General features: G+C 41.2%; 15 protein-coding genes. 8 read left to right on the forward strand and 7 right to left on the reverse strand.

Features of this window, described 5'->3' with window-relative positions; translation table 11 throughout:
- Positions 1–107 precede the first annotated feature (107 nt).
- Positions 108–890: a DUF3108 domain-containing protein gene (locus tag NY014_RS14430; RefSeq protein ID WP_259415257.1), complete on the reverse strand. Its 783-nt coding sequence runs from the start codon at positions 888–890 to the stop codon at positions 108–110.
- A gap of 173 nt (positions 891–1,063) precedes the next feature.
- Between NY014_RS14430 and recA the strand changes: the two genes are divergently transcribed.
- Positions 1,064–2,089 carry a recombinase RecA gene (recA, locus tag NY014_RS14435; RefSeq protein ID WP_259415258.1) on the forward strand — a complete coding sequence of 342 codons (1,026 nt, stop codon included), beginning with the start codon at positions 1,064–1,066 and terminating at the stop codon, positions 2,087–2,089.
- An 80-nt stretch (positions 2,090–2,169) separates the two neighbouring features.
- Here recA and NY014_RS14440 read toward each other — a convergent pair whose 3' ends face one another.
- The gene (locus tag NY014_RS14440; RefSeq protein WP_259415259.1) at positions 2,170–3,420 is read right to left on the reverse strand and encodes an ABC transporter permease; all 1,251 of its coding nucleotides are present in this window, start codon (positions 3,418–3,420) and stop codon (positions 2,170–2,172) included.
- A 124-nt stretch (positions 3,421–3,544) separates the two neighbouring features.
- On the opposite strand from NY014_RS14440, the gene queA reads away from it, so the two are divergent.
- From queA to NY014_RS14465, 5 genes are all read left to right on the forward strand, one after another.
- Complete coding sequence (gene queA / locus NY014_RS14445) at positions 3,545–4,594, forward strand: tRNA preQ1(34) S-adenosylmethionine ribosyltransferase-isomerase QueA (protein WP_259415260.1); 1,050 nt, start codon at positions 3,545–3,547, stop codon at positions 4,592–4,594.
- Positions 4,595–4,685: 91 nt separating this feature from the next.
- Complete coding sequence (locus tag NY014_RS14450) at positions 4,686–5,369, forward strand: 2-C-methyl-D-erythritol 4-phosphate cytidylyltransferase (protein ID WP_259415261.1); 684 nt, start codon at positions 4,686–4,688, stop codon at positions 5,367–5,369.
- A gap of 127 nt (positions 5,370–5,496) precedes the next feature.
- Positions 5,497–6,330, forward strand: a complete 834-nt coding sequence (locus NY014_RS14455) for a cell wall-active antibiotics response protein (RefSeq protein WP_259415262.1) — start codon at positions 5,497–5,499, stop codon at positions 6,328–6,330.
- Between the two features lie 30 nt (positions 6,331–6,360).
- Positions 6,361–7,401, forward strand: a complete 1,041-nt coding sequence (locus NY014_RS14460) for a sensor histidine kinase (RefSeq protein ID WP_259415263.1) — start codon at positions 6,361–6,363, stop codon at positions 7,399–7,401.
- On the forward strand, positions 7,398–8,126 hold the full coding sequence (locus tag NY014_RS14465) for a LytR/AlgR family response regulator transcription factor (RefSeq protein WP_259415264.1): 729 nt from the start codon (positions 7,398–7,400) through the stop codon (positions 8,124–8,126). Before NY014_RS14460 ends, NY014_RS14465 begins: the two co-directional genes overlap by 4 nt.
- 36 nt (positions 8,127–8,162) lie before the next feature.
- On the opposite strand, the gene NY014_RS14470 is transcribed toward NY014_RS14465, so the two are convergent.
- Both NY014_RS14470 and NY014_RS14475 read right to left on the reverse strand, forming a co-directional pair.
- Positions 8,163–8,384: a DUF2795 domain-containing protein gene (locus NY014_RS14470; RefSeq protein WP_026952747.1), complete on the reverse strand. Its 222-nt coding sequence runs from the start codon at positions 8,382–8,384 to the stop codon at positions 8,163–8,165.
- Between the two features lie 77 nt (positions 8,385–8,461).
- On the reverse strand, positions 8,462–9,709 hold the full coding sequence (locus tag NY014_RS14475; protein ID WP_259415265.1) for a DUF349 domain-containing protein: 1,248 nt from the start codon (positions 9,707–9,709) through the stop codon (positions 8,462–8,464).
- A 132-nt stretch (positions 9,710–9,841) separates the two neighbouring features.
- Between NY014_RS14475 and ettA the strand changes: the two genes are divergently transcribed.
- Positions 9,842–11,521 (forward strand): energy-dependent translational throttle protein EttA, encoded by a 1,680-nt coding sequence (gene ettA / locus NY014_RS14480; protein WP_259415266.1) that lies wholly within the window; start codon positions 9,842–9,844, stop codon positions 11,519–11,521.
- Between the two features lie 161 nt (positions 11,522–11,682).
- On the opposite strand, the gene NY014_RS14485 is transcribed toward ettA, so the two are convergent.
- The 3 genes from NY014_RS14485 to NY014_RS14495 form a co-directional block, all read right to left on the reverse strand.
- A complete protein-coding gene (locus tag NY014_RS14485) occupies positions 11,683–12,141 on the reverse strand; it encodes a Cif family virulence factor (protein ID WP_259415267.1) in 459 nt (152 codons plus the stop codon).
- A gap of 94 nt (positions 12,142–12,235) precedes the next feature.
- A complete protein-coding gene (locus NY014_RS14490; protein WP_259415268.1) occupies positions 12,236–13,456 on the reverse strand; it encodes a metallophosphoesterase in 1,221 nt (406 codons plus the stop codon).
- Positions 13,457–13,512: 56 nt separating this feature from the next.
- Positions 13,513–16,656 (reverse strand): PVC-type heme-binding CxxCH protein, encoded by a 3,144-nt coding sequence (locus tag NY014_RS14495; protein WP_435520644.1) that lies wholly within the window; start codon positions 16,654–16,656, stop codon positions 13,513–13,515.
- Between the two features lie 192 nt (positions 16,657–16,848).
- Here NY014_RS14495 and NY014_RS14500 point away from each other — a divergent pair, with 192 nt between their 5' ends.
- Positions 16,849–19,530, forward strand: coding sequence for a c-type cytochrome (locus tag NY014_RS14500; protein ID WP_259415270.1), 2,682 nt, complete (start codon positions 16,849–16,851; stop codon positions 19,528–19,530).
- Positions 19,531–19,602 lie beyond the last annotated feature (72 nt).

A 19,602-nucleotide genomic window follows, 5' to 3' on the forward strand; every position in this document is an offset into this window, starting at 1 on the left:
GATAGGACGCAATTTTTTTGGCATTTCGAATGAGTTGAAGTCTAAAAAAGGAAGGGAGAAGCTGATTTTTGAAGCTAAGGTTACCGTAAGGTTACAGGACTGTGAAATCAATAGCGAAGCCCGCTTGCTGATTTTAATTCCAAATTCAGAGAACCCAGAAACAAATTCGCTTTGATCTTCACAGGGATCTTGTTTTGATCTTGTGTTACCCATACAGTAACCGGGAAGTCGCCTCTGAAGAGTCTGTTCTTGGGGATTTGAGGTGAAAAAATGAATGTGTCTTTCTCTCCAATCTCGGTATCTATGCGCTCTTGCCCCTCGTAGATTAATTTTATGTTATATATTTCTTTGTCAAAAAATCCTAGGATTTCTACTGTGTCTCCAACTTGCAAATTGCTCAGATCAAGTGTTCGCAGATAGTAGAATCCGCTGACAATATCTTGGACTTTTCCTGGCAGTGAATATTCCTTTTCCTCTTTCAGAAATTTATTCTCTTTGTCAAAAAGCTGCATTTTGGCTTTTTTCTTTTGCTGATCGAAAAATACCTTCTCGTGCTTTCTGTATTTTCCTTCTTCGATATGTCGATAGGAAACGGAAGGCAGTTTGGACTCCAATTCCCAAATGCTTCCCCAATTATCATTTACTCTTCCGAAAATCGTCGCAGCACCCTTTGTTTTCCCATATACATCAATTTTGAAATGGGTTTTCTCATTGATGGTTTCAGGTTTTTTACCGATTTTCATGGTCGCATCGGCTAGGTTAAACCAACCATAGCTAACCTCAAATTCTAACTCTTCTCCGTAGGTAAATGGATAGTTATGCTGTCCCAGGACGACCTGAGAAAAAAGCAGGATTAGAGTAAAGAGAGAGAATTTGATACTTTGTTTCATATTAATTGACAATACCTGACAAAAAGCTGGTATTTTTAACATGATTACGAAAAAGCATGCCGATTAGTGGCGAAAAATACGAATTTGCCTCTCGAAATCAAGATGAATGGCACTTTTGACCATATCCTTTACAAGATTTAACTTTAACGTAAGAATTCTTTAAACATAGACTCATGAGTACGAATGCAGAAAAATTAAAGGCTCTCCAACTCACCATTGACAAGTTGGAAAAGGCCTATGGAAAAGGGACCGTCATGAAACTGAGCGATAATACGGTGCAGGATATTCCTGCTATTTCCACCGGTTCGCTTGGTTTGGATATGGCCTTAGGTGTAGGAGGAATCCCTAGAGGAAGAGTAATTGAGATTTATGGTCCAGAGTCTTCCGGTAAAACAACCTTAACCATGCACTGTATTGCGGAAGCTCAGAAAGCAGGAGGCTTAGCCGCTTTTATTGATGCGGAGCATGCTTTTGATAAAGTATATGCAGAAAAACTAGGCATTGATACTGAAAACCTATTGATCTCGCAGCCGGATAATGGTGAACAGGCTTTGGAAATTGCAGAGCATTTGATCCGATCCGGAGCCATTGATATCATTGTCATCGACTCCGTAGCAGCCTTGGTTCCTAAAGGTGAATTGGAAGGAGAAATGGGAGAAAGCAAAATGGGTCTTCAGGCTCGTTTGATGTCTCAAGCCCTTAGAAAATTAACAGGGGCAATTAACAAAACTGGATGCGCTTGTATCTTCATCAACCAGCTTCGTGAGAAAATTGGGGTGATGTTTGGTAACCCAGAAACTACTACAGGGGGTAATGCCTTGAAATTCTATGCTTCTGTCCGATTGGATATTCGTCGCATTGGACAAATCAAGGAGAGTGCTGATAATGTAACCGGAAACCGCACCCGAGTGAAAGTGGTTAAAAACAAAGTGGCACCACCGTTTAAAGTAGTGGAATTTGATATTATGTATGGTCAGGGGATCTCTAAAGTTGGAGAGGTGATTGACTTAGGAGTAGAATTTGACATAATTAAAAAGGCTGGTTCTTGGTTCTCTTACAATGGAGAGAAACTTGGACAAGGTCGTGATGCTGTCAAAAATCTTCTTCTAGATAATCCTGAGTTGATGGAAGAATTGGAAGGTAAAATCAAGGCAGCTGCCGGATTACTTCCAGTCGATCCAACGGCCGATATGGACTGATTTGTTTTTGAGTTTGATTGATCAAAAAAGGGAAGCCGAATTAATCGGCCTCCCTTTTTTAATTTGTATAATCAGCTTTTTTAAGCTGTTCGAATCGCTTCTACCGGGTCCATTCTTGCTGCGAGTGTAGCAGGAACAATTCCTGAAACCACCCCGATAATGGAAGAGACTCCCAAGCCGAGAATGATATTTCCAGGAGATAAAATTAAATCCAAGCTCCCCAGTTGAACGAAACTTAGGAAGTAAACAAGAATAATTCCCGTACCTCCTCCAATCAAACTCAGACAAACTGCCTCAAAAAGAAACTGGAAAAGGATAAAGTAATTTTTAGCTCCTAGGGATTTTTGGATGCCAATGATATTGGTTCGCTCCCGAACGGAAACAAACATGATATTAGCAATTCCGAATCCTCCTACCAAAATAGAGAATCCACCTATTACCCAACCTGCAGTAGAGATTACATCAAATACGGATCCAATGGCATTTTGAAGAAATTCGGTTTTGTTAAGTGAAAACGAATCGTCTTCTGTTGGCTTGAGTGCTCTTTTTGCACGAAGCAAGCCGATCATTTCATTTTCTATTCCTACCAAACCCACATCTTCTTCCATTCCTTTGGCAGCAATAGTTGGATTTATTCCATTTTTCCCAGTATTGAAAAGCTTGGTAAAGGCTGGATAGGGTATAAGACATGCTTCATCTTTGGAAGGAAGGTCCAAAACTCCACTTCCTTCTTCCTCAAATACCCCAACAACCACAAATTTTAAACCTTTGATTTTAAATTCTTTCCCAATAGGAGATTGGTTTGGAAAAAGGGTGTCGGCAATCTTTTTACCAATTACAGCTAGATTTCGAGCAGCCTTGATCTCATTTCCATTGAAAAGCCGGCCTTCTTCGATAGGTGCATCATATACATCCCCATAATCTTCAAAAGCCCCGGTAAGCTGCACGCCTTGATAGGCATTACTTCCGGCTGTTACTGTCGTACTAGCAGATGCCGAGATGGTAATTCCTTCCGCAGAGGTCAGTCTACTCTTCAGAAATTCATATTCCTCTACGGTGTTATTGGGTCTTCGGAAGTATTTCCACCAAGGGAAATTTCCCGGAGGGCCAGACTGGAAAGGAAATTTATCAACACGAATCACATTGGTTCCAAGAAAAGCGAAGGAAGATTTGATGTTGTTTTCTAGGGAATCCACAAGTGTGAAAACTGCAATGATGGCAAATATACCGACTGTAACCCCCAATAATGATAAAACTGTGCGGGTTAGATTGGATTTCAGGGCATTGAGAGCGAAGCGAAGGCTCTCCCAAGAAAGTCTCAAAAAAAGCATAGTGGGGAATAGTTGGTTAAATCAATCTTTAAAGTTAGGGGATTTTGGATATTATATTCTTATCTTTGCACTTTTTAGAGTAAATCTAAACAAAAAATTATAGCCATACATCTAAAGCTTCTCTATGAAATTATCAGATTTCAAATTTGACGTACCTAAGAAACTTGTCGCGCTTTATCCAACTGAAAACAGGGACGAATCCAGGCTCATGGTCGTTCATCGTAAAACAGGGGAATTCGAGCACCGAACTTTCAAAGATATCCTAGAATATTTCGATGAAGGTGATGTTTTCGTAATGAATGATACGAAAGTGTTTCCTGCCCGATTGTACGGAAATAAGGAAAAAACAGGTGCAGAGATTGAAGTTTTCTTGCTTCGAGAATTGAACCCGGAATTGAGACTTTGGGATGTGTTGGTAGATCCAGCCCGAAAAATCCGTGTAGGAAATAAATTGTATTTCGGGGATTCTGATTTGGTTGCTGAGGTAATTGACAATACCACTTCCAGAGGTAGAACCATCCGATTCTTATTTGATGGTACGCAGGAAGAATTCTACAAAGCGATAGATACGCTTGGAGAAACTCCGCTTTTGAAGGAAATCATCGACCGCAAAGTTGAGCCTGAGGATCGTGAGCGTTACCAAACCGTTTTCGCAAAAAATGTTGGGGCAGTTGCCGCTCCTACAGCAGGTTTACACTTTACGCCTCATTTGTTGAAGCGCTTAGAATTGAAAGGAATTGAAGTGACTCCGATTACCCTTCATGTTGGATTGGGAACTTTCAGACAGGTAGATGTGGAGGATTTGACCAAGCATAAAATGGACTCTGAGAATTATGATATTCCTGAGAAAACCGTTGAATTGGTCAATGAAGCTTTGGATAGCAAGAAAAGAGTTGTCGCTGTAGGAACGACTGTTCTAAAAACTGTTGAATCTTCTGTCACAGCTAGCAATCATTTAAAAGCCTCCAGCGGATGGACTGATAAATTCATCATTCCTCCTTACGAATTCAAAATCGCCAATGCTTTGATTACTAATTTCCACTTGCCAGAATCAACCCTGTTAATGACAGCTGCAGCATTCGGTGGCTATGATCTAATCATGAAAGCTTATAAAGAGGCAATCAAAGAAAAATACCGCTTCTTCTCTTACGGAGATGCGATGTTGATACTTTAATAAAAGGCTCCTTTCGAGGAGCTTTTTTATTTTTACCCAGTATTGAAAAAATCTTGAGTAGGAAAACACTACTTTTTCCAAAAACTAAATAATGCAAAAAGCAGCAGTCTTGGTAGCAGGCGGAAGAGGAACCCGGATGGGTGGTCCTATGTCCAAGCAATACCTTCCTATAGGAGGGATGCCTATTTTGATGCATACCCTTTCAGTTTTTCATCGGGTAGATTCAGATATGGAATTGATTTTGGTAATTCCGAAGGATGATTTTGAGCTTTGGGGTAACTTATGTCAGCAGCATGATTTTTCCATCCCTCACCAAGTCGTAGCCGGAGGGAATTCGAGATTTCAATCTGTGAAAAATGGAATTGCTGCTGTTTCTTTTTCAGAAGGAGTGGTGGCGATTCACGATGGAGTCCGGCCTTTTGTACATGAAAGTGTGATCAAAGAAAGCTTTGAAAAGGCAGCAGAAACCGGAAGTGCCGTTGCAGTAGTAGCATTAAAAGACTCTATTCGAAAATTGACCGATGATGATCGGAGTTTTTATCAGGAGCGTCAATATTTCCGATTAGTACAAACTCCACAGACTTTTGATATCCAAAAAATCCGGAAAGCTTTTGAAGTGACAGAATTACCCCAATTTACGGATGATGCAACCGTCTATGAACATCAAGGTTGGCAGGTTACTTTGATTCCTGGAAATCCAGAGAATATCAAAATTACCACACCTGAAGACATGGATTACGCGGAGTTTTTGATTCAGAAAATGAAGAGTCGGTAAAAATTACCTGCAATTTCACCGACTTTTTCTCCGCATTCACCGACTTTTTAGATAAGCTATCGATAGTGACTATTTGCCTAGAAGATGTTATGCCACATTTGAGCATCATTCAAAACTCAAAAAAGCGATGGCAAATTATTCTAAACCCAGTTCAAGTAGCGACGGAGGATTAATCTTCGGATTTATCATCTTAGGCTTAGGCGTTTTATTACTTCTTCGAAAATTGGGAATTTTCTTTCCCGCATGGTTACTAAGTTGGCCCATGATTTTGATTGCAATTGGGCTTGTAGTATCGATTAAGCATCAATTCCGCTCCTTATTTGGTGGAATCATGTTGTTTCTTGGCGTTTACTTTCTTTTGGATCGAGAATTCGCTTTTGACTTCGGAATGGAGCGATACATTTTACCGATCGGCTTGATCATTTTGGGTATTTATCTCATTACCCAAAAGCAAAAAGAAAAGCGGATTATGGATAATGTTCAGGATCAAATCCGAAATAAGACCTTTAAATCCCCTGATTCCGAATCTGGAGGTGAAGGCTCATCCAGCAATTTTGCCGGTTCAGGCACTACCGATTCTTCTCAAAAGCCACCAATTTCTGGTGTTTCGGGAACAAGCTTTTCAGACCGAATCAATATCGACGCAGTCTTCAGTGGGGTAAATAAGCGGGTTTTATCCAAAAATTTCCAGGGAGGAAAACTAACTGCCGCCTTTGGTGGAGTAGACTTGGATTTGACACAGGCGGATTTTTCCGGCTTAATTAATCTTCAGGTTGACGTAATATTCGGGGGGATGAAAATCATCGTACCACCGCATTGGGATGTACGAGTGGAAGTGACCAATGTCGCTGCAGGAGTGGAGGACAAGCGAATCTACAGACAGTCTGAAGTAGATGCTGATAAAGTACTTGTACTTCGAGGCACGGTCTTCTTTGGCGGTTTGGAAATCAAATCATTTTAACGAATTTCCATCAATCAAATCGCAAGAACTGTGTTTTCAAGGGCCTTTCGATCCACCAAAAAGTACTATTGGATTATCCAAGGAGCCAGCCTAGCCTGGTTCCTTGGTACTTTTTTGATCTTAAGGCATTATGAAATCGAAACGTTTAAAGCCCTAATTGATGCTGGAATTTTCACTCTTCTTTTTGTTGGCTTGGTGACTGTTCTAGATCGAATTTTCACTTTTTACAATCCCAAAAGCGGGAATATGATTCTCCTTTTGATTTTACCTTTGATTCTGTCTTTTTTGGTGGTATTGCTGCATCGATTTTCCGCTGGATTGGCTTTCTCAGAAGAGGCGGAGTATCTCGATTTTTTAAAACAGCACTTTTACCTTCGCTGGGCAATTTTGGCATTGGCTGCTTTGATGATCACATTATTGGCCATGGTGGTTTCGAGATTAGAACAGCAGGAAGAAACCAAAAATCGGGAATTGCACATGATGGAGTTGAGCAAGGAAGCTGAACTTTCCCAATTGAGACAGCAGCTTCAGCCTCACTTTTTGTTTAACAGCTTGAATTCAATTAGTGCTTTGGTCATAAGTCAGCCGGATCGAGCCAGAGAAATGGTGATAATGCTTTCGGATTTTCTGAGAGGGACCATTCGAAAAGACCTAAAGACTTGGACTACTTTAAAAGAAGAGCTCGATTATTTGCAGATGTATCTTGAAATTGAGCGGGTGCGATTTGGGCATAGGCTTGAGGTTTTATTTGAAATTTCGCCTGATTCCGAAGAACTCAAAATTCCTCAATTATTGATTCAGCCGCTTTTGGAAAATGCCATCAAACATGGGCTGTATGGAGTAACAGGAGAAGTAAAAATCCATTTGAGTTCAAGGAAAGAGCAACATTATCTGGTTGTTCAAATTGAAAATCCCTATGACCCGGAAAACCCTCCTCAAAAAGGAACAGGTTTTGGGCTAAGTTCTCTTCGAAGAAGGCTTTACTTACTTTTTGGAAGAAATGACCTACTCAGCACCTCTGAAGAAGGAACAAGTTTTTCAGTAAATTTGAAGATACCCCAACCAAAATGATCAAAACCATCATTATTGACGATGAACCTTTGGCTGCCAGCGTGGTTCAAGAATTTTTGAAAGATGATGAGCGCTTTGAAATCGCAGCTATCTGCCATGACGGCTTTGAAGGCTACAAAGCTATTCAGCAACATGAGCCGGATTTGATTTTTTTGGATGTGCAAATGCCCAAAATCACTGGGTTTGAGATGTTGGAGTTATTGGATAATCCTCCAGAGGTGATTTTTACGACCGCTTTTGATCAGTTTGCCTTGGCAGCTTTTGATGCGAAAGCCATTGATTATTTACTTAAGCCTTTTTCCAAGCAGCGATTTCAACAGGCAATAGATCGGTTTTTAGAAAAACATTCTGCAGGAGAGGCAAAGCAAAACGCCTCTATTTCCGAATTGGCAGATAAAGGACAGCGTTTGGTGGTTCGGGTGAAGAATGAAATTAAAATTATTCCCACTGAACAGGTAAGCTATTTTGAAGCAGCAGATGATTACATTCGGATCGTAACAGAGTCAGGTACTTATCTCAAAAAGATGACCATGAAAGCTTTGGAAGATGCGGTGTCACCTGAAAAGTTTGCTCGAATCCATCGATCCTACATGCTGAATCTAAATGAAATCACTCGGATCGAACCCTATGAGCGGGATAGCTATTTGGTATTTTTGAAAAGTGGGCAAAAACTTCCGGTCAGTAAAACTGGATATAGCCGTTTACGACAAGTACTTGGGCTTTAGTCTAAAAGACAAAAAGCCCCAAAAAGGGGCTTTCAATTAATATTCGTCTTCGTTAAAGAAGAAATCGTCCTTGGTCGGATAATCCGGCCAAATTTCTTCGATGGTTTCATAAGGTTCTCCATCGTCTTCCAATTCTTGGAGGTTTTCTACCACTTCAAGTGGTGCTCCTGAGCGGATAGCGTAGTCGATCAACTCGTCTTTGGTTGCTGGCCAAGGAGCGTCTTCCAAGTAGGATGCTAATTCTAGTGTCCAGTACATAGTATTCGTTTTAGAGTGTTCCGGATTATAAAGGGTGCAAAATTATCTTTTTTTTCAAATATGTATGCTTGTACTCATTATTTCTGAGAAAGTTGCTTTAAGATGTGATTTTTTACATCCACTTTCCGCTTAAGACCAAATAATTTTTTCTTCATCATAATTTCAAAGTCTCCAGTCTGAACTCGGAAATTGCCTGAATTGTCCTGTGCGGTTTCATATTCAGTCTGATCTCGGTGAAGCAAATCTTTCAAAAGCGCTGTTTGGATTTGAAGTTGCTCCTGAGGGGACTTACCATCGAAATTCGAGTATTTGTTGTGGATCAACTTGTCCAAAAAAGCTTTCTCAAAAACCACGTCAGAGAAAAACTGAAAAGAACGTGCCAAAAGATTGGCGTCTTTAGGCTTGCGAGGAGGGAGTTTTCGCCATTCTTGCTGAATTTCCTTTGCCCGCTGGATTAGCTCAGGGCTGGTGTCTTTGGAAGCCAATTTTTTGATTTCCTCAGTTAGCGTTTCCACTTTCTTCATCACCTCCCGAGGGTGCATTTGCGGCCCAGGGTTTAGAGTACGCTTATACCGAGAAAATATTCGATTGTTCAAGCGAGAAAACTCATCCCAAAGTGGCTGTCTTTTTTCAGCAGGAACTTTTCCAGCGGCTTTCCATTCTTTTTGAATTCGCTTGCTGATTTCAAAAGCCATCTTGGCATCAGGAAGATCGTGTGCTTCTCGGGCTTGAACCACCAAAGCCTCATAAACCTTGATGTTTTCTTCTGCCTGAAGGGCCATGCCTTCATAATAATGTCTTCTGTTTTCGAAGAAGTGTTGCACGGCATCATTAAACTGTGCTTCTATTTCTTCTTGGATTTCTTTTTCGACAGGACCGGTTTTGATCCATCGCATCTTCAAATCCTTGAAAGCTTCTGTAGTTTGTTTCCAGTCTGTGTCATCCTTCAGGGCTTCAGCTTCCTGGATCAAAGCCTTTTTGATTTCCAGATTTTTAGCTCGATTGCTTTGGATGATTTCGTTTAGGTAGTTTTCCTGCTGATTAAGCTCTTCTATCAAAGGAACAAAATCGCCAAGTGCATCAGAGGCATACAAAGAATCCCGAAGGTGGATCAATTTCATCAAGAAAGAACCCTTGTTTTGGTTCTCTTGAATATCCGTTTTCAGTTTTTCTACCTTTTCCTTGATCTGCTCAAAACGATCCTCAAAATAAGCGATGGTTGATGCCTCATCTTCCTTCACTTCGCCGATTTCTCGATCAGGTTTTCCCAAAAATCCCTTCAGAAAAACTTTATTGTCTTTAATGTATCCATATGGATGCTCCATCGCACTACAGTAGGTTATAGGTGGTCGTTTTCAATTTTCCGCAAATTAATTAATTCAAAAGCACTTATCCTAAGAAAGGGCTTTTTTTGCATCTTTGCTGTTTAACGCAAATTCTCAGGAAAAATTCAACGCATGAGTGCAGAAAAAATCATCTTTTCCATGGCCGGGGTATCAAAAATCTACCCGCCTCAGAAAAAAGTATTAAAAGATATCTATCTCTCATTTTTCTATGGTGCCAAAATCGGTGTCTTAGGTCTAAATGGTTCAGGTAAATCCTCCTTGCTCCGGATTATCGCTGGAGTAGATAAAGACTATCAAGGTGAGGTCGTTTTCTCGCCGGGATATACCGTGGGAATGTTGGAGCAGGAACCTAAGCTCGATCCAAATAAGACGGTGAAAGAAGTCGTGGAGGAGGCAGTAGCTGATACCGTGAATTTGTTGAAAGAGTTTGAAGAGATCAATGAGAAATTCATGGATCCTGCCTTGATGGATGATCCTGATGCGGTGAACAAATTGATTGAGCGTCAAGGGGAGGTTCAGGAAAAACTGGATGCTGCCAACGCTTGGGAATTGGATGTGATGCTCGATAAGGCGATGGATGCTTTGAGACTCCCTCCAAGTGATGCTAATGTTGGTAATCTTTCCGGAGGAGAAAAAAGACGAGTAGCACTTTGTCGATTGTTGCTTCAGGAGCCGGATGTATTGCTTTTAGATGAACCTACCAACCACTTGGACGCGGAATCTGTTCTTTGGCTTGAGCAACATTTGCAGCAATATAAAGGAACAGTTATCGCTGTGACTCACGACCGTTATTTCTTGGATAATGTGGCCGGATGGATTTTAGAGTTGGATAGGGGAGAGGGTATTCCTTGGAAAGGAAATTACTCTTCGTGGTTGGATCAAAAACAACAGCGCTTAAAGCAAGAAGAAAAGACAGAATCCAAGCGTCAAAAGACTTTGGAGCGGGAATTGGAATGGATCCGAATGTCTCCAAAAGCCCGACAGTCAAAAGGGAAAGCCCGACTGAATGCTTATGATAAGCTGGTAGGAGAAGAAGCAAAAGAGAAAGAAGCAAAATTGGAGCTCTTTATTCCACCTGGGCCTCGATTGGGTGCTAAGGTGATTGAAGCTAATCATGTTTCGAAAGCTTATGGTGATAAGTTGCTATTTGAAGATTTGAGTTTTTCTCTGCCTCAAGGTGGTATTGTAGGAGTAATCGGTCCAAATGGTGCGGGTAAAACCACGCTTTTCAAATTAATTACAGGACAAGAGAAACCGGATTCCGGAAACTTTGAAGTTGGTGAGACAGTGAAGCTTGCCTATGTGGATCAAGAGCATGATCATTTGGATCCAAATAAAACAGTGTACCAAACGATCTCTGAAGGCAATGAATTGATGAAGTTGGGAAATAAGGAGGTGAATTCGAGAGCCTATGTTTCCAAGTTCAACTTTGCCGGATCTGATCAGGAGAAAAAAGTCGGAGTGCTTTCAGGGGGTGAGCGTAACCGCGTGCATTTGGCTTTGACCCTGAAAGAAGGAGGAAACCTCTTGCTTTTGGACGAACCGACCAACGACTTGGATGTAAATACACTTCGTGCCTTGGAGGAAGCCTTGGAAAACTTCGGAGGCTGTGCGGTGATTATCTCCCACGACCGTTGGTTCTTGGATAGAATTTGTACACATATTCTGGCTTTTGAGGGAGATTCTCAGGTTTATTGGTTTGAGGGTAACTTCACCGATTACGAAGAGAACAAGAAAAAGCGTTTGGGTGATGTCACTCCGAAAAGAATTCGGTATAAGAATTTGAAATAATATTGAATGTGATCACTCCCCGGTTTAAAACACTTCGGGGGGTAATTCCTTTTCTTTGGAGAATTTTAATTTAAATAAGAATTATAAGTTTGCACGGGGTTTAGGTGAAATCCTAGGGAAAAATTATATAAAAAACTGATACTTATTTTAAGAAATTTTTTCTAATCCAACCCTGAATGCCAAGTATCCATGCAAATTTTCCAATCCCCGTTGTCTTGCTTCCTCCAAGTAGCAACATAAACTCCTCGGTTGTAAATACTGTCATTTGTGTCCCTGTCAATAAAATATTCAACGTAGCCCCCTATGGTGATTACTTGGTTTTGACTGATTATCATTTCAGGTTCATCAAAACTTTCCAAGGCTAATTTTTTGGCTTTTAAGTATTCATTCCAACTATCTTTTTGATCCTTGACACCTCTTTGATAAATTCCAGATGGTGTAAGTCTTAGAAAATCATTTTCAAAATAACTGAAAAATTCGTCAGTTCCTTGACCATATAAGGTGTACATTTCATTATAAGTAGCCAGTACCTGGTTCTTAATTTCATTTTCATTTGTTTTCTTTTCTGAACAACCAAAAATGAGTAAGGCTATAAGGATAATAGGAGCTATATTTTTCATAGTAATTTTTATGTAGAGGATACTATCTGAATAATTTACATTCTTCTTCAGGTGAATCACCTTAAATTTAGGATAGAAGTTACAAGTTTTTTAACTATTTCCTCCTCAACTCCAACACCGTAATTTCCGGCCAAATCCCAACCCGTCCCGGAAAAGCCAAGAATCCAAAGCCTCTATTCACATGAAGGTATCTGCCCAATTCTTCATATAAACCAGCCCATTTGGGGTATCGAAGTGAAGCAGGACTCCACTTGATAAAGCCGGGGATTTCTATCCCAAACTGCATTCCATGGGTATGTCCACTCAGTGTGAGGTGAATATGGTGGGCAAAAGATTTTACTTCCTCATCAAAATGAGAAGGATCGTGACTCATCAGAATTTTGAAGCTTTCCTTGGTCAGATTAGCCGCTGCTTTTGCCAAGTCTCCATATTGAGCAAATCCTTTTCCCCAATTCTCTACGCCAATAAGATCTATACTTGAATTGCCCTTTTGGATTTGGATGTTTTCATTCCGAAGAAGCTTGAATCCCAATTCTTCCTGAATTTGAAACAGGCGCTGCATATTGGATGCTTTGGCTTCCTGACTCGGCCAAGACATGTAATCCCCATAATCATGATTTCCCAAAATGGAGTATTTGCCCATCGGAGCATGGAGTTTTTTGAAGGTCTCTATCCAAGGCTCCATCTCCTCAGATCGGTTGTTCACCAAGTCTCCGGTAAAAAGAATGACATCCGAGCCTTGTCGATTGATTAAGTCTACTCCATATTCCAATTTCTTTTTATCATTAAAACTTCCGGAGTGAATGTCCGAAATCTGAGTGATGGTGAAGCCATCGAATTCTTCAGGAAGGTCATCAAATTCCAAGGTATGCCTGATCACTCGATAGCGGTATTTTCCTATCAGCACACCATGCAGGATTCCTACAAAGGGGATAGCAGCTAGTGCCAAGGCTGTCTGATTTAAAAATTTTCTTCGATCTGGTAAAAAGTCTCCTTCACGGCTTCCAGTAAGGGAGTGAAAGACTCCAGTGGAAACCCGCAAAATATCTTCCCCAAATAAGAAAATCAGGATAATCAGTTTAGGAATTATTGAAAGAATAAGCAGAGAGGCCATTCTCCCAAAGTTTGGACTAGAAACCCCTCTATTGTTAAAGGTTAAAAATGTGTAAGCAACAAAAAGGTAAACGATAATGGAAAAGGCCCAAAATGCAATTTTGATCCATAAGTTACCAGGAAATGAAGTCTTGAAAGCCTGAATAGCATACCAATCAATCAAGAAGAGGAAAGCCAAATAGAAAAGAATACGGATGAGCATGATGCCTACTAATTAAAGATTTGAATGGGTTTGAAATTAAAAGGGGAAAGTTTGGGCTATTTCTCCATCGGATGCATCTGAAGCAATTCATCAGCATTCCAAAATCCTTTCTTATCCATTACTTCTTCCCTAACCTGTTTAACCAAATCCGAAGAAATAGGAGAGGCTTGATTTCCAAAGGAATTGCGTACATAGGTAAGTACTGCAGCAATTTCGGTGTCATTCAGCATGCCTTCATAAGGGGTCATCGGAACCTGTCCCGGATATACGCGACCGTTGACTTCGATTTCCCCCATGATGCCTTTTAATACAATTTTGATTAATCGTTCTTGATTACCAGTTACCCAAGAGGTGCCACGGAGTGGAGGGAATTGGGAAGCGGTCAATCCGCCTCCATCCAATTGATGGCAAGTTCCACAAAATCCTTCCCTAGCGTAGATTTCTTTTCCAAGAACAAAAAGCTCTCGATCAGAACCTGTCAAACTGGATTTGATATCTTCTTCTTTTTTCTCCTCGACTGAAAGTCCATTAATATGTGCAATGGCTGTTTCTAAAGTTCGAGGAATCCAAGTCCCATCTTTTGGCTGTTTTTCAACCTCTGCCAAAACTCGCACTCCCTCTTCCTGAGGTAGCCAAGAGGCGGCGGCTATGACTTCCATGCGAACCCTCCCATGTGGGTCAGAAGCCGCTTTCAGAAGTAAGTCTGCTTGGTCTTTGACTTGATGACCAGTATATCGGAGTACTCGAACTGCAGCGGCTCGTACACGATGGTCTTTTGACTCCAAGAGTGATTCCAAAAGGTCCTGATTAAGCTGATTGATTCCCCATGTCACCCAAAGTGCCTCTAAACGGTTGTGTTCGTAATTTGGATCGGATGGATCCAAGTCAGCTATCCATTTTTCAACAGCTTGATAAACTTCCGAAGCGTCTCGTCCTCTCAATTCTCTTCGAGTTCGATAGCGGGCTCGATATTCAGGAAGCTTCAGATTTTCCAAAAGTTCTGGAATACTGGCACCATCAATTTTAGCTGGCGTAACCAAAGGCCGTGATGGATAGGTAATCCGATAAATTCTGCCATGCACATGATCACGAAGCGGATCCCGGGCATTGTGCTGCATGTGACCGATTAGAATGTTATGCCAGTCAACGATGTATAATGAACCATCAGGAGCAAATTCAAGATCAACTGGACGGAAGTTTCGATCGGTAGAACTAACCAAGTCCTGACGAAATTCTGTTTTGAAACCGACAGAATCTTCAATCATTCGATGTTGCTTAGTACCTAAGAAACCAATGGTGTTATTCAATAAAATATCTCCCTGAACTTCATCCGGGAAGTGACGACTGGAAACGAATTCTAAGCCCGAAGTGGGTCGGACCATTTGGTCTTTTTCTACCAAGTTTGGCCCCTTGAAATTGGAGTTGCCATATCGAGGGAGAACAGATCCCGGTAGCATCCAATTGAGGTTTGGACCGGAAGTCTCGAGGTAAAAATTTTGACCCCAGTCATCGAAAGCAATTCCCCAAGGGTTTGGAATAGCGACTTGGTTGACACGCTCCAATTTGTGTCGCTTCGGTTCATACCGATAAAATCCCCCATTCGTTGCTCGTACCGGACCATATGATGTCTCAACATTGGTATGTAAAAAGACTCCTTCAGCCATGTAAATCGCTCCCGATTCATCGGTGGTATAAGCAGAAATCGCATGATGGGTATCATGATCATCAAAACCTGAAAGCAGGATTATTTTTTTGTCCGCTTTATCATCTCCATCCGTGTCTTGAAGAAGGACTAGGTTGGGTAATTGAGATACGTAAACTCCTTCTGCGGCAATTTCAAAGCCCACTGGTAGATGCAAGTTCTCTGCAAAAATGGTTTGCTTATCTGCTTTGCCATCATTGTCCGTGTCCTCCAGAATGATGAGTTTGTCAGATGGTTTTGGATCTCCGGGTTTGAAATGAGGGTAGCTTGGCATGGTTGCAACCCACAACCTTCCTTTATTATCGAAAGAAAGTTGAACTGGATTAGCCAAATCCGGGAATTCTTCTTCAGATGCGAAGAGTTCGATTTTATATCCTTCAGGAACTTTTAGACTTGCTAAAGCATCTTCTCCATATTTGTATTCCAAGCTGCCATTTGCCTGTGGATTGTAGTTGGTTTCTACCTCGGGTAAATCTCTGGTTTTTGCATCAGCTGCTATCAAATCGTATTTTTTTCCCTGAGCTGCAGCCCAAATGGCAGAATCTCGATTGGCGGTGAGTTGACGGATTTTTTCCAACTCATAGGGGTAATTATCCGGGCCAAATGGATCATACCTTCTTCCAAAAACATGGACGCCATTTGGGATTTTGTAATCATTGTGCCACATCCAGTTTTTTTCCATTACAGCCTGATGTACGGATTCTAGTTTTCCGTTTTCCTTTTGATCAGCTTCTCCAAAAAGTTCATCTGCCAATAATTGAGCTAATTTTTTATATCCTTCTTCAGTAAGTTGTGAGCCATCAATTGTCAAAGGTTCAGCAGTAGATTCATACCATTTCTGACTCGCTGTGAATGCATCTACAAAAACCAATTCATGTTTTTTGGCTACTTCCTCAATCGCTTGGGTATAAGCGCGAATGATTTCATTTTGCTCGATTCCATCCGGAACATCTACGATATCGGTAATATCTTCCATCGCGATAGGAGAAACCAGTGCCAATTGAGGTGCAGTTTTCCCATTATACTTTTGAGCTTTGGAATGAATTACCCAAGCTTCCAGCTCATCTTTAAAGTTTTGAAGTTTTTCTATTCCCTGAAAAGACTCACTGAAACCAAAAAAGCCAATCACCATATCCATTTGAAGGCGTGTTAGCCATTGGTCTGGTTTTTCAAAAAATCCCTGTGAGTCGGAGTAAGTTGCGTATTCATCTTGAAACAGCTCAGCTCCTGGGAAAGCCCATGGATCATTGGTTGCAGAGCGAGGGCGAAATCCCGGCGTGTCTCCTGGGTCAGCCATATTCCGAATGAATAAAGTACTATCAGGATATCGGATCTGCATTTCAGTTTCAAACCAGCCAAATTCCATCATTCTGGAAGCCAGGTTTCCTCCAACTAAAGCAATACGGCTGCCTTTATTTAAGGCGAGCTTTTTTTCTTTTTGGCAGGAGGAAAGAAGGACAATAAAAAGAATTAGGATGGCAAGAGAAGCACGTTTCATCATGAGGATTGGATTCTATAGATCGGGCAAATGAATAGGAAATATCGCTTTTATTTCCCTAAGGTTCAACTGAAGTGAAATCAAGGTCTTTTAAAACAAAATTTCCTCCTCTTTTTTGTGAATGGTAGATCATTTGGGTGCTTATCTCTTTTGCTTTTTTTAAATTTCAAATTGAAAACCAATTAGTAGCCCATGATAACCCAAAATCAAATCCTATATTCTTTCTTTTTTGTGGCCTTTTCATTCTTGGTTTTTTCCTGTGAAAAACCCAGCCCTGAGCGACAATTAACAGGAAATCCAAAAATCGATAAACTCAAAATCCCAGATGGATTTAAAGTCGAACACCTCTACAGTCCGGGAGAAAATGATCAGGGATCCTGGGTGGCAATGACTTTTGATGACAAGGGCAGAATGATTACTGCCGATCAATATGGTTTCCTTTATCGACTGACTATTCCTTCAATTGGTTCAGAAGATTTGACTCCACAGGTAGAAAGATTGATAGTTGGAAATGTGGCTGAGCCTCAGGTTGGGATGGGATATGCCCAAGGATTATTGTATGCTTTCAATAGCCTTTATGTCATGGTTAATCATAATCCGGACGATAAATTTTCAAAAAGCACAGGCTTGTACCGGATTCAGGATTTAGATGGAGATGATCAATATGAAACGGTTACCGAAATTCGGACTTTTTCCGGGGAGCCAGGAGAACATGGGCCTCATTCCTTGAAATTATCTCCGGATGGAAAGCATATTGTGCTTTCTGCTGGAAATCATGTGGATGTTCCCGAGATGGATCAATATCGACTTCCTAGAGTTTGGGATGAGGATAATCTTTTTCCATTGATTAAGGATCCTCGTGGTCATGCGAATAATCGAAAAGCTCCCGGTGGATGGATTGCTCAAATTGATCCCGAAGGAAAAAATTGGGAATTGATCGCTGCAGGTTTTCGAAATGAGTTTGATATCGCTTTCAATGAGGTAGGGGATCTTTTTACCTATGACTCGGATATGGAGTGGGACTTCGGAATGCCTTGGTATCGCCCCACTCGGATTAATCATGTGACAAGTGGAGCTGAATTTGGCTGGCGTACAGGGAATGCCAAATGGTCTCCCAATTATCCGGACAATCTCCCAGCAGTTTTGAATATCGGGCAAGGTTCTCCGACTAATGTCATGTTTGGCACAGATGCGAAATTCCCAGCCCACTATAGAAAGGCGCTTTACGCTTTTGACTGGAGTTTTGGGATAATTTATGCGATTCATTTAGACCCTTCAGGAGCTAGTTATCAAGCTACTGCTGAGGAATTCATTTCAGGGTCCCCACTTCCTTTGACGGATGGTACGATCGGTCCAGATGGAGCGATGTATTTTGCCTCAGGAGGTAGAAGATTGGAGTCGGATTTATATCGGGTGTATTTCGATGGTGATTTGGATATATATACTCCTTTGAGCATGGAGAATCTTCCTTCCGAAGCCAAACTCCGTCGTGATTTGGAGAAATTCCATGTAGATCCTGCTGATCCCGCAGGTTTGGAATTGGCTTGGGGAAATCTTGATCATGCTGACCGATTTGTTCAGTATGCAGCCCGGATAGCCTTAGAACATCAACCAGTGAATTCTTGGAGAGAAAAAGCCTTAGCTGAAACAAATCCTGTAAAGAAAACCCAGGCTATTTTGGCATTGGCTCGGCACAGCCAAAATGCAGATGCTATTCCCATGCTTCAGGCTTTGATGAGCATTGATTATTCTGAGCTTTCTGAAAAAGAAAAGCAGGATTTACTTCGGACGATTGAGGTGATTTTATATCGATTTGATGATGCTTCAAATCCCGTTAAATCTGAATTGATAGCTTATCTTTCACCGAATTTCCCTGCTGATGACAACATGCTGAATCGCTCACTTTCAGTGCTTTTGACTCATCTTAATGCACCGGATGCGGTGGAAAAGACCTTGGCATTGCTGAAGACTGCTAAAGATGATGCTGATTACCAAAAGACATTTACATCCTCGGCGGAGCTGGTTTTTCGAAATCCTCAATACGGTTTGGATATAGCGAATATGCTCGCAAATGTTCCACCAGCCCAAGCGACCTATTTTGCTACCGTCTTGGGAGGAGCTGAGACAGGCTGGACTCCTGAAATGCGGGAAGAATATTTTGCTTGGATCAAGAATGCTCTGACCAATTACAAAGGGGGTAGAAGCTATGTTGGTTTTTTGGATCGAACCCGAAAAATGGCTCTGGCACATGTAGTCCCTGAGGATTTTGAAAAATATGATGAGCTTTCAGGTGGGAAACTATTGACTTCGAGTGGAAATGATATAGCCGATACAGGGATCCAACCAGAAGGTCCAGGAAGAAGTTGGAAAGTGGAAGATGCACTTGCAATTGTAGAAAATCTCCAGGGAAGGGACTATCTCAAAGGGAAGGCCATGTATCAGGCCACGCTTTGCCAGTCTTGTCATACCATGCAGGGTGAGGGTGGAATTATTGGACCGGATTTAACCCAATTAGGCACACGCTTTTCCAAGAAGGATATTTTGGAAGCTACCATCAATCCAAGTGCTGTGATTTCTGAACAATATCACGCGACGGTTTTTGAATTGAAAGAGGGAGGTTCTATCGTTGGTCGCTTGACCAATGAGGATGACGCTAATTATTACGTGTCTCAAAACCCTTTTGCTCCGGATGATTTACGTACTATTCCAAAAAATACCGTGGCTTTTACCAAAAATTCAGATGTATCCATCATGCTTCCCGGTCTTATTAATCGCCTTAATGAAGAAGAATTGAAGGATTTAATGGCCTACTTGATATCTGGAGGGAATGAAAATCACGAGGTGTTTCAAGATCAAAGTATTGAAGGAAATTGATTTGCTAAGCTTGATCAGTTTGGCTTATTTCATTCCTTCAGGTGACAATTATCATTTTTAAGTTGGTATTTG

Origin of the sequence: Algoriphagus limi (genome assembly GCF_024919275.1) — a bacterium.
GTDB lineage: Bacteria > Bacteroidota > Bacteroidia > Cytophagales > Cyclobacteriaceae > Algoriphagus > Algoriphagus limi.

What these genes read in the sequence shown, in the direction of transcription:
- NY014_RS14430 (WP_259415257.1), bottom strand. Translation starts at nt 890, where the DNA reads ATGAAACAAAGTATCAAATTCTCTCTCTTTACTCTAATCCTGCTTTTT.
- recA (WP_259415258.1), top strand. Translation starts at nt 1,064, where the DNA reads ATGAGTACGAATGCAGAAAAATTAAAGGCTCTCCAACTCACCATTGAC.
- NY014_RS14440 (WP_259415259.1), bottom strand. Translation starts at nt 3,420, where the DNA reads ATGCTTTTTTTGAGACTTTCTTGGGAGAGCCTTCGCTTCGCTCTCAAT.
- queA (WP_259415260.1), top strand. Translation starts at nt 3,545, where the DNA reads ATGAAATTATCAGATTTCAAATTTGACGTACCTAAGAAACTTGTCGCG.
- NY014_RS14450 (WP_259415261.1), top strand. Translation starts at nt 4,686, where the DNA reads ATGCAAAAAGCAGCAGTCTTGGTAGCAGGCGGAAGAGGAACCCGGATG.
- NY014_RS14455 (WP_259415262.1), top strand. Translation starts at nt 5,497, where the DNA reads ATGGCAAATTATTCTAAACCCAGTTCAAGTAGCGACGGAGGATTAATC.
- NY014_RS14465 (WP_259415264.1), top strand. Translation starts at nt 7,398, where the DNA reads ATGATCAAAACCATCATTATTGACGATGAACCTTTGGCTGCCAGCGTG.
- NY014_RS14470 (WP_026952747.1), bottom strand. Translation starts at nt 8,384, where the DNA reads ATGTACTGGACACTAGAATTAGCATCCTACTTGGAAGACGCTCCTTGG.
- NY014_RS14475 (WP_259415265.1), bottom strand. Translation starts at nt 9,709, where the DNA reads ATGGAGCATCCATATGGATACATTAAAGACAATAAAGTTTTTCTGAAG.
- ettA (WP_259415266.1), top strand. Translation starts at nt 9,842, where the DNA reads ATGAGTGCAGAAAAAATCATCTTTTCCATGGCCGGGGTATCAAAAATC.
- NY014_RS14485 (WP_259415267.1), bottom strand. Translation starts at nt 12,141, where the DNA reads ATGAAAAATATAGCTCCTATTATCCTTATAGCCTTACTCATTTTTGGT.
- NY014_RS14490 (WP_259415268.1), bottom strand. Translation starts at nt 13,456, where the DNA reads ATGCTCATCCGTATTCTTTTCTATTTGGCTTTCCTCTTCTTGATTGAT.
- NY014_RS14495 (WP_435520644.1), bottom strand. Translation starts at nt 16,656, where the DNA reads ATGAAACGTGCTTCTCTTGCCATCCTAATTCTTTTTATTGTCCTTCTT.
- NY014_RS14500 (WP_259415270.1), top strand. Translation starts at nt 16,849, where the DNA reads ATGATAACCCAAAATCAAATCCTATATTCTTTCTTTTTTGTGGCCTTT.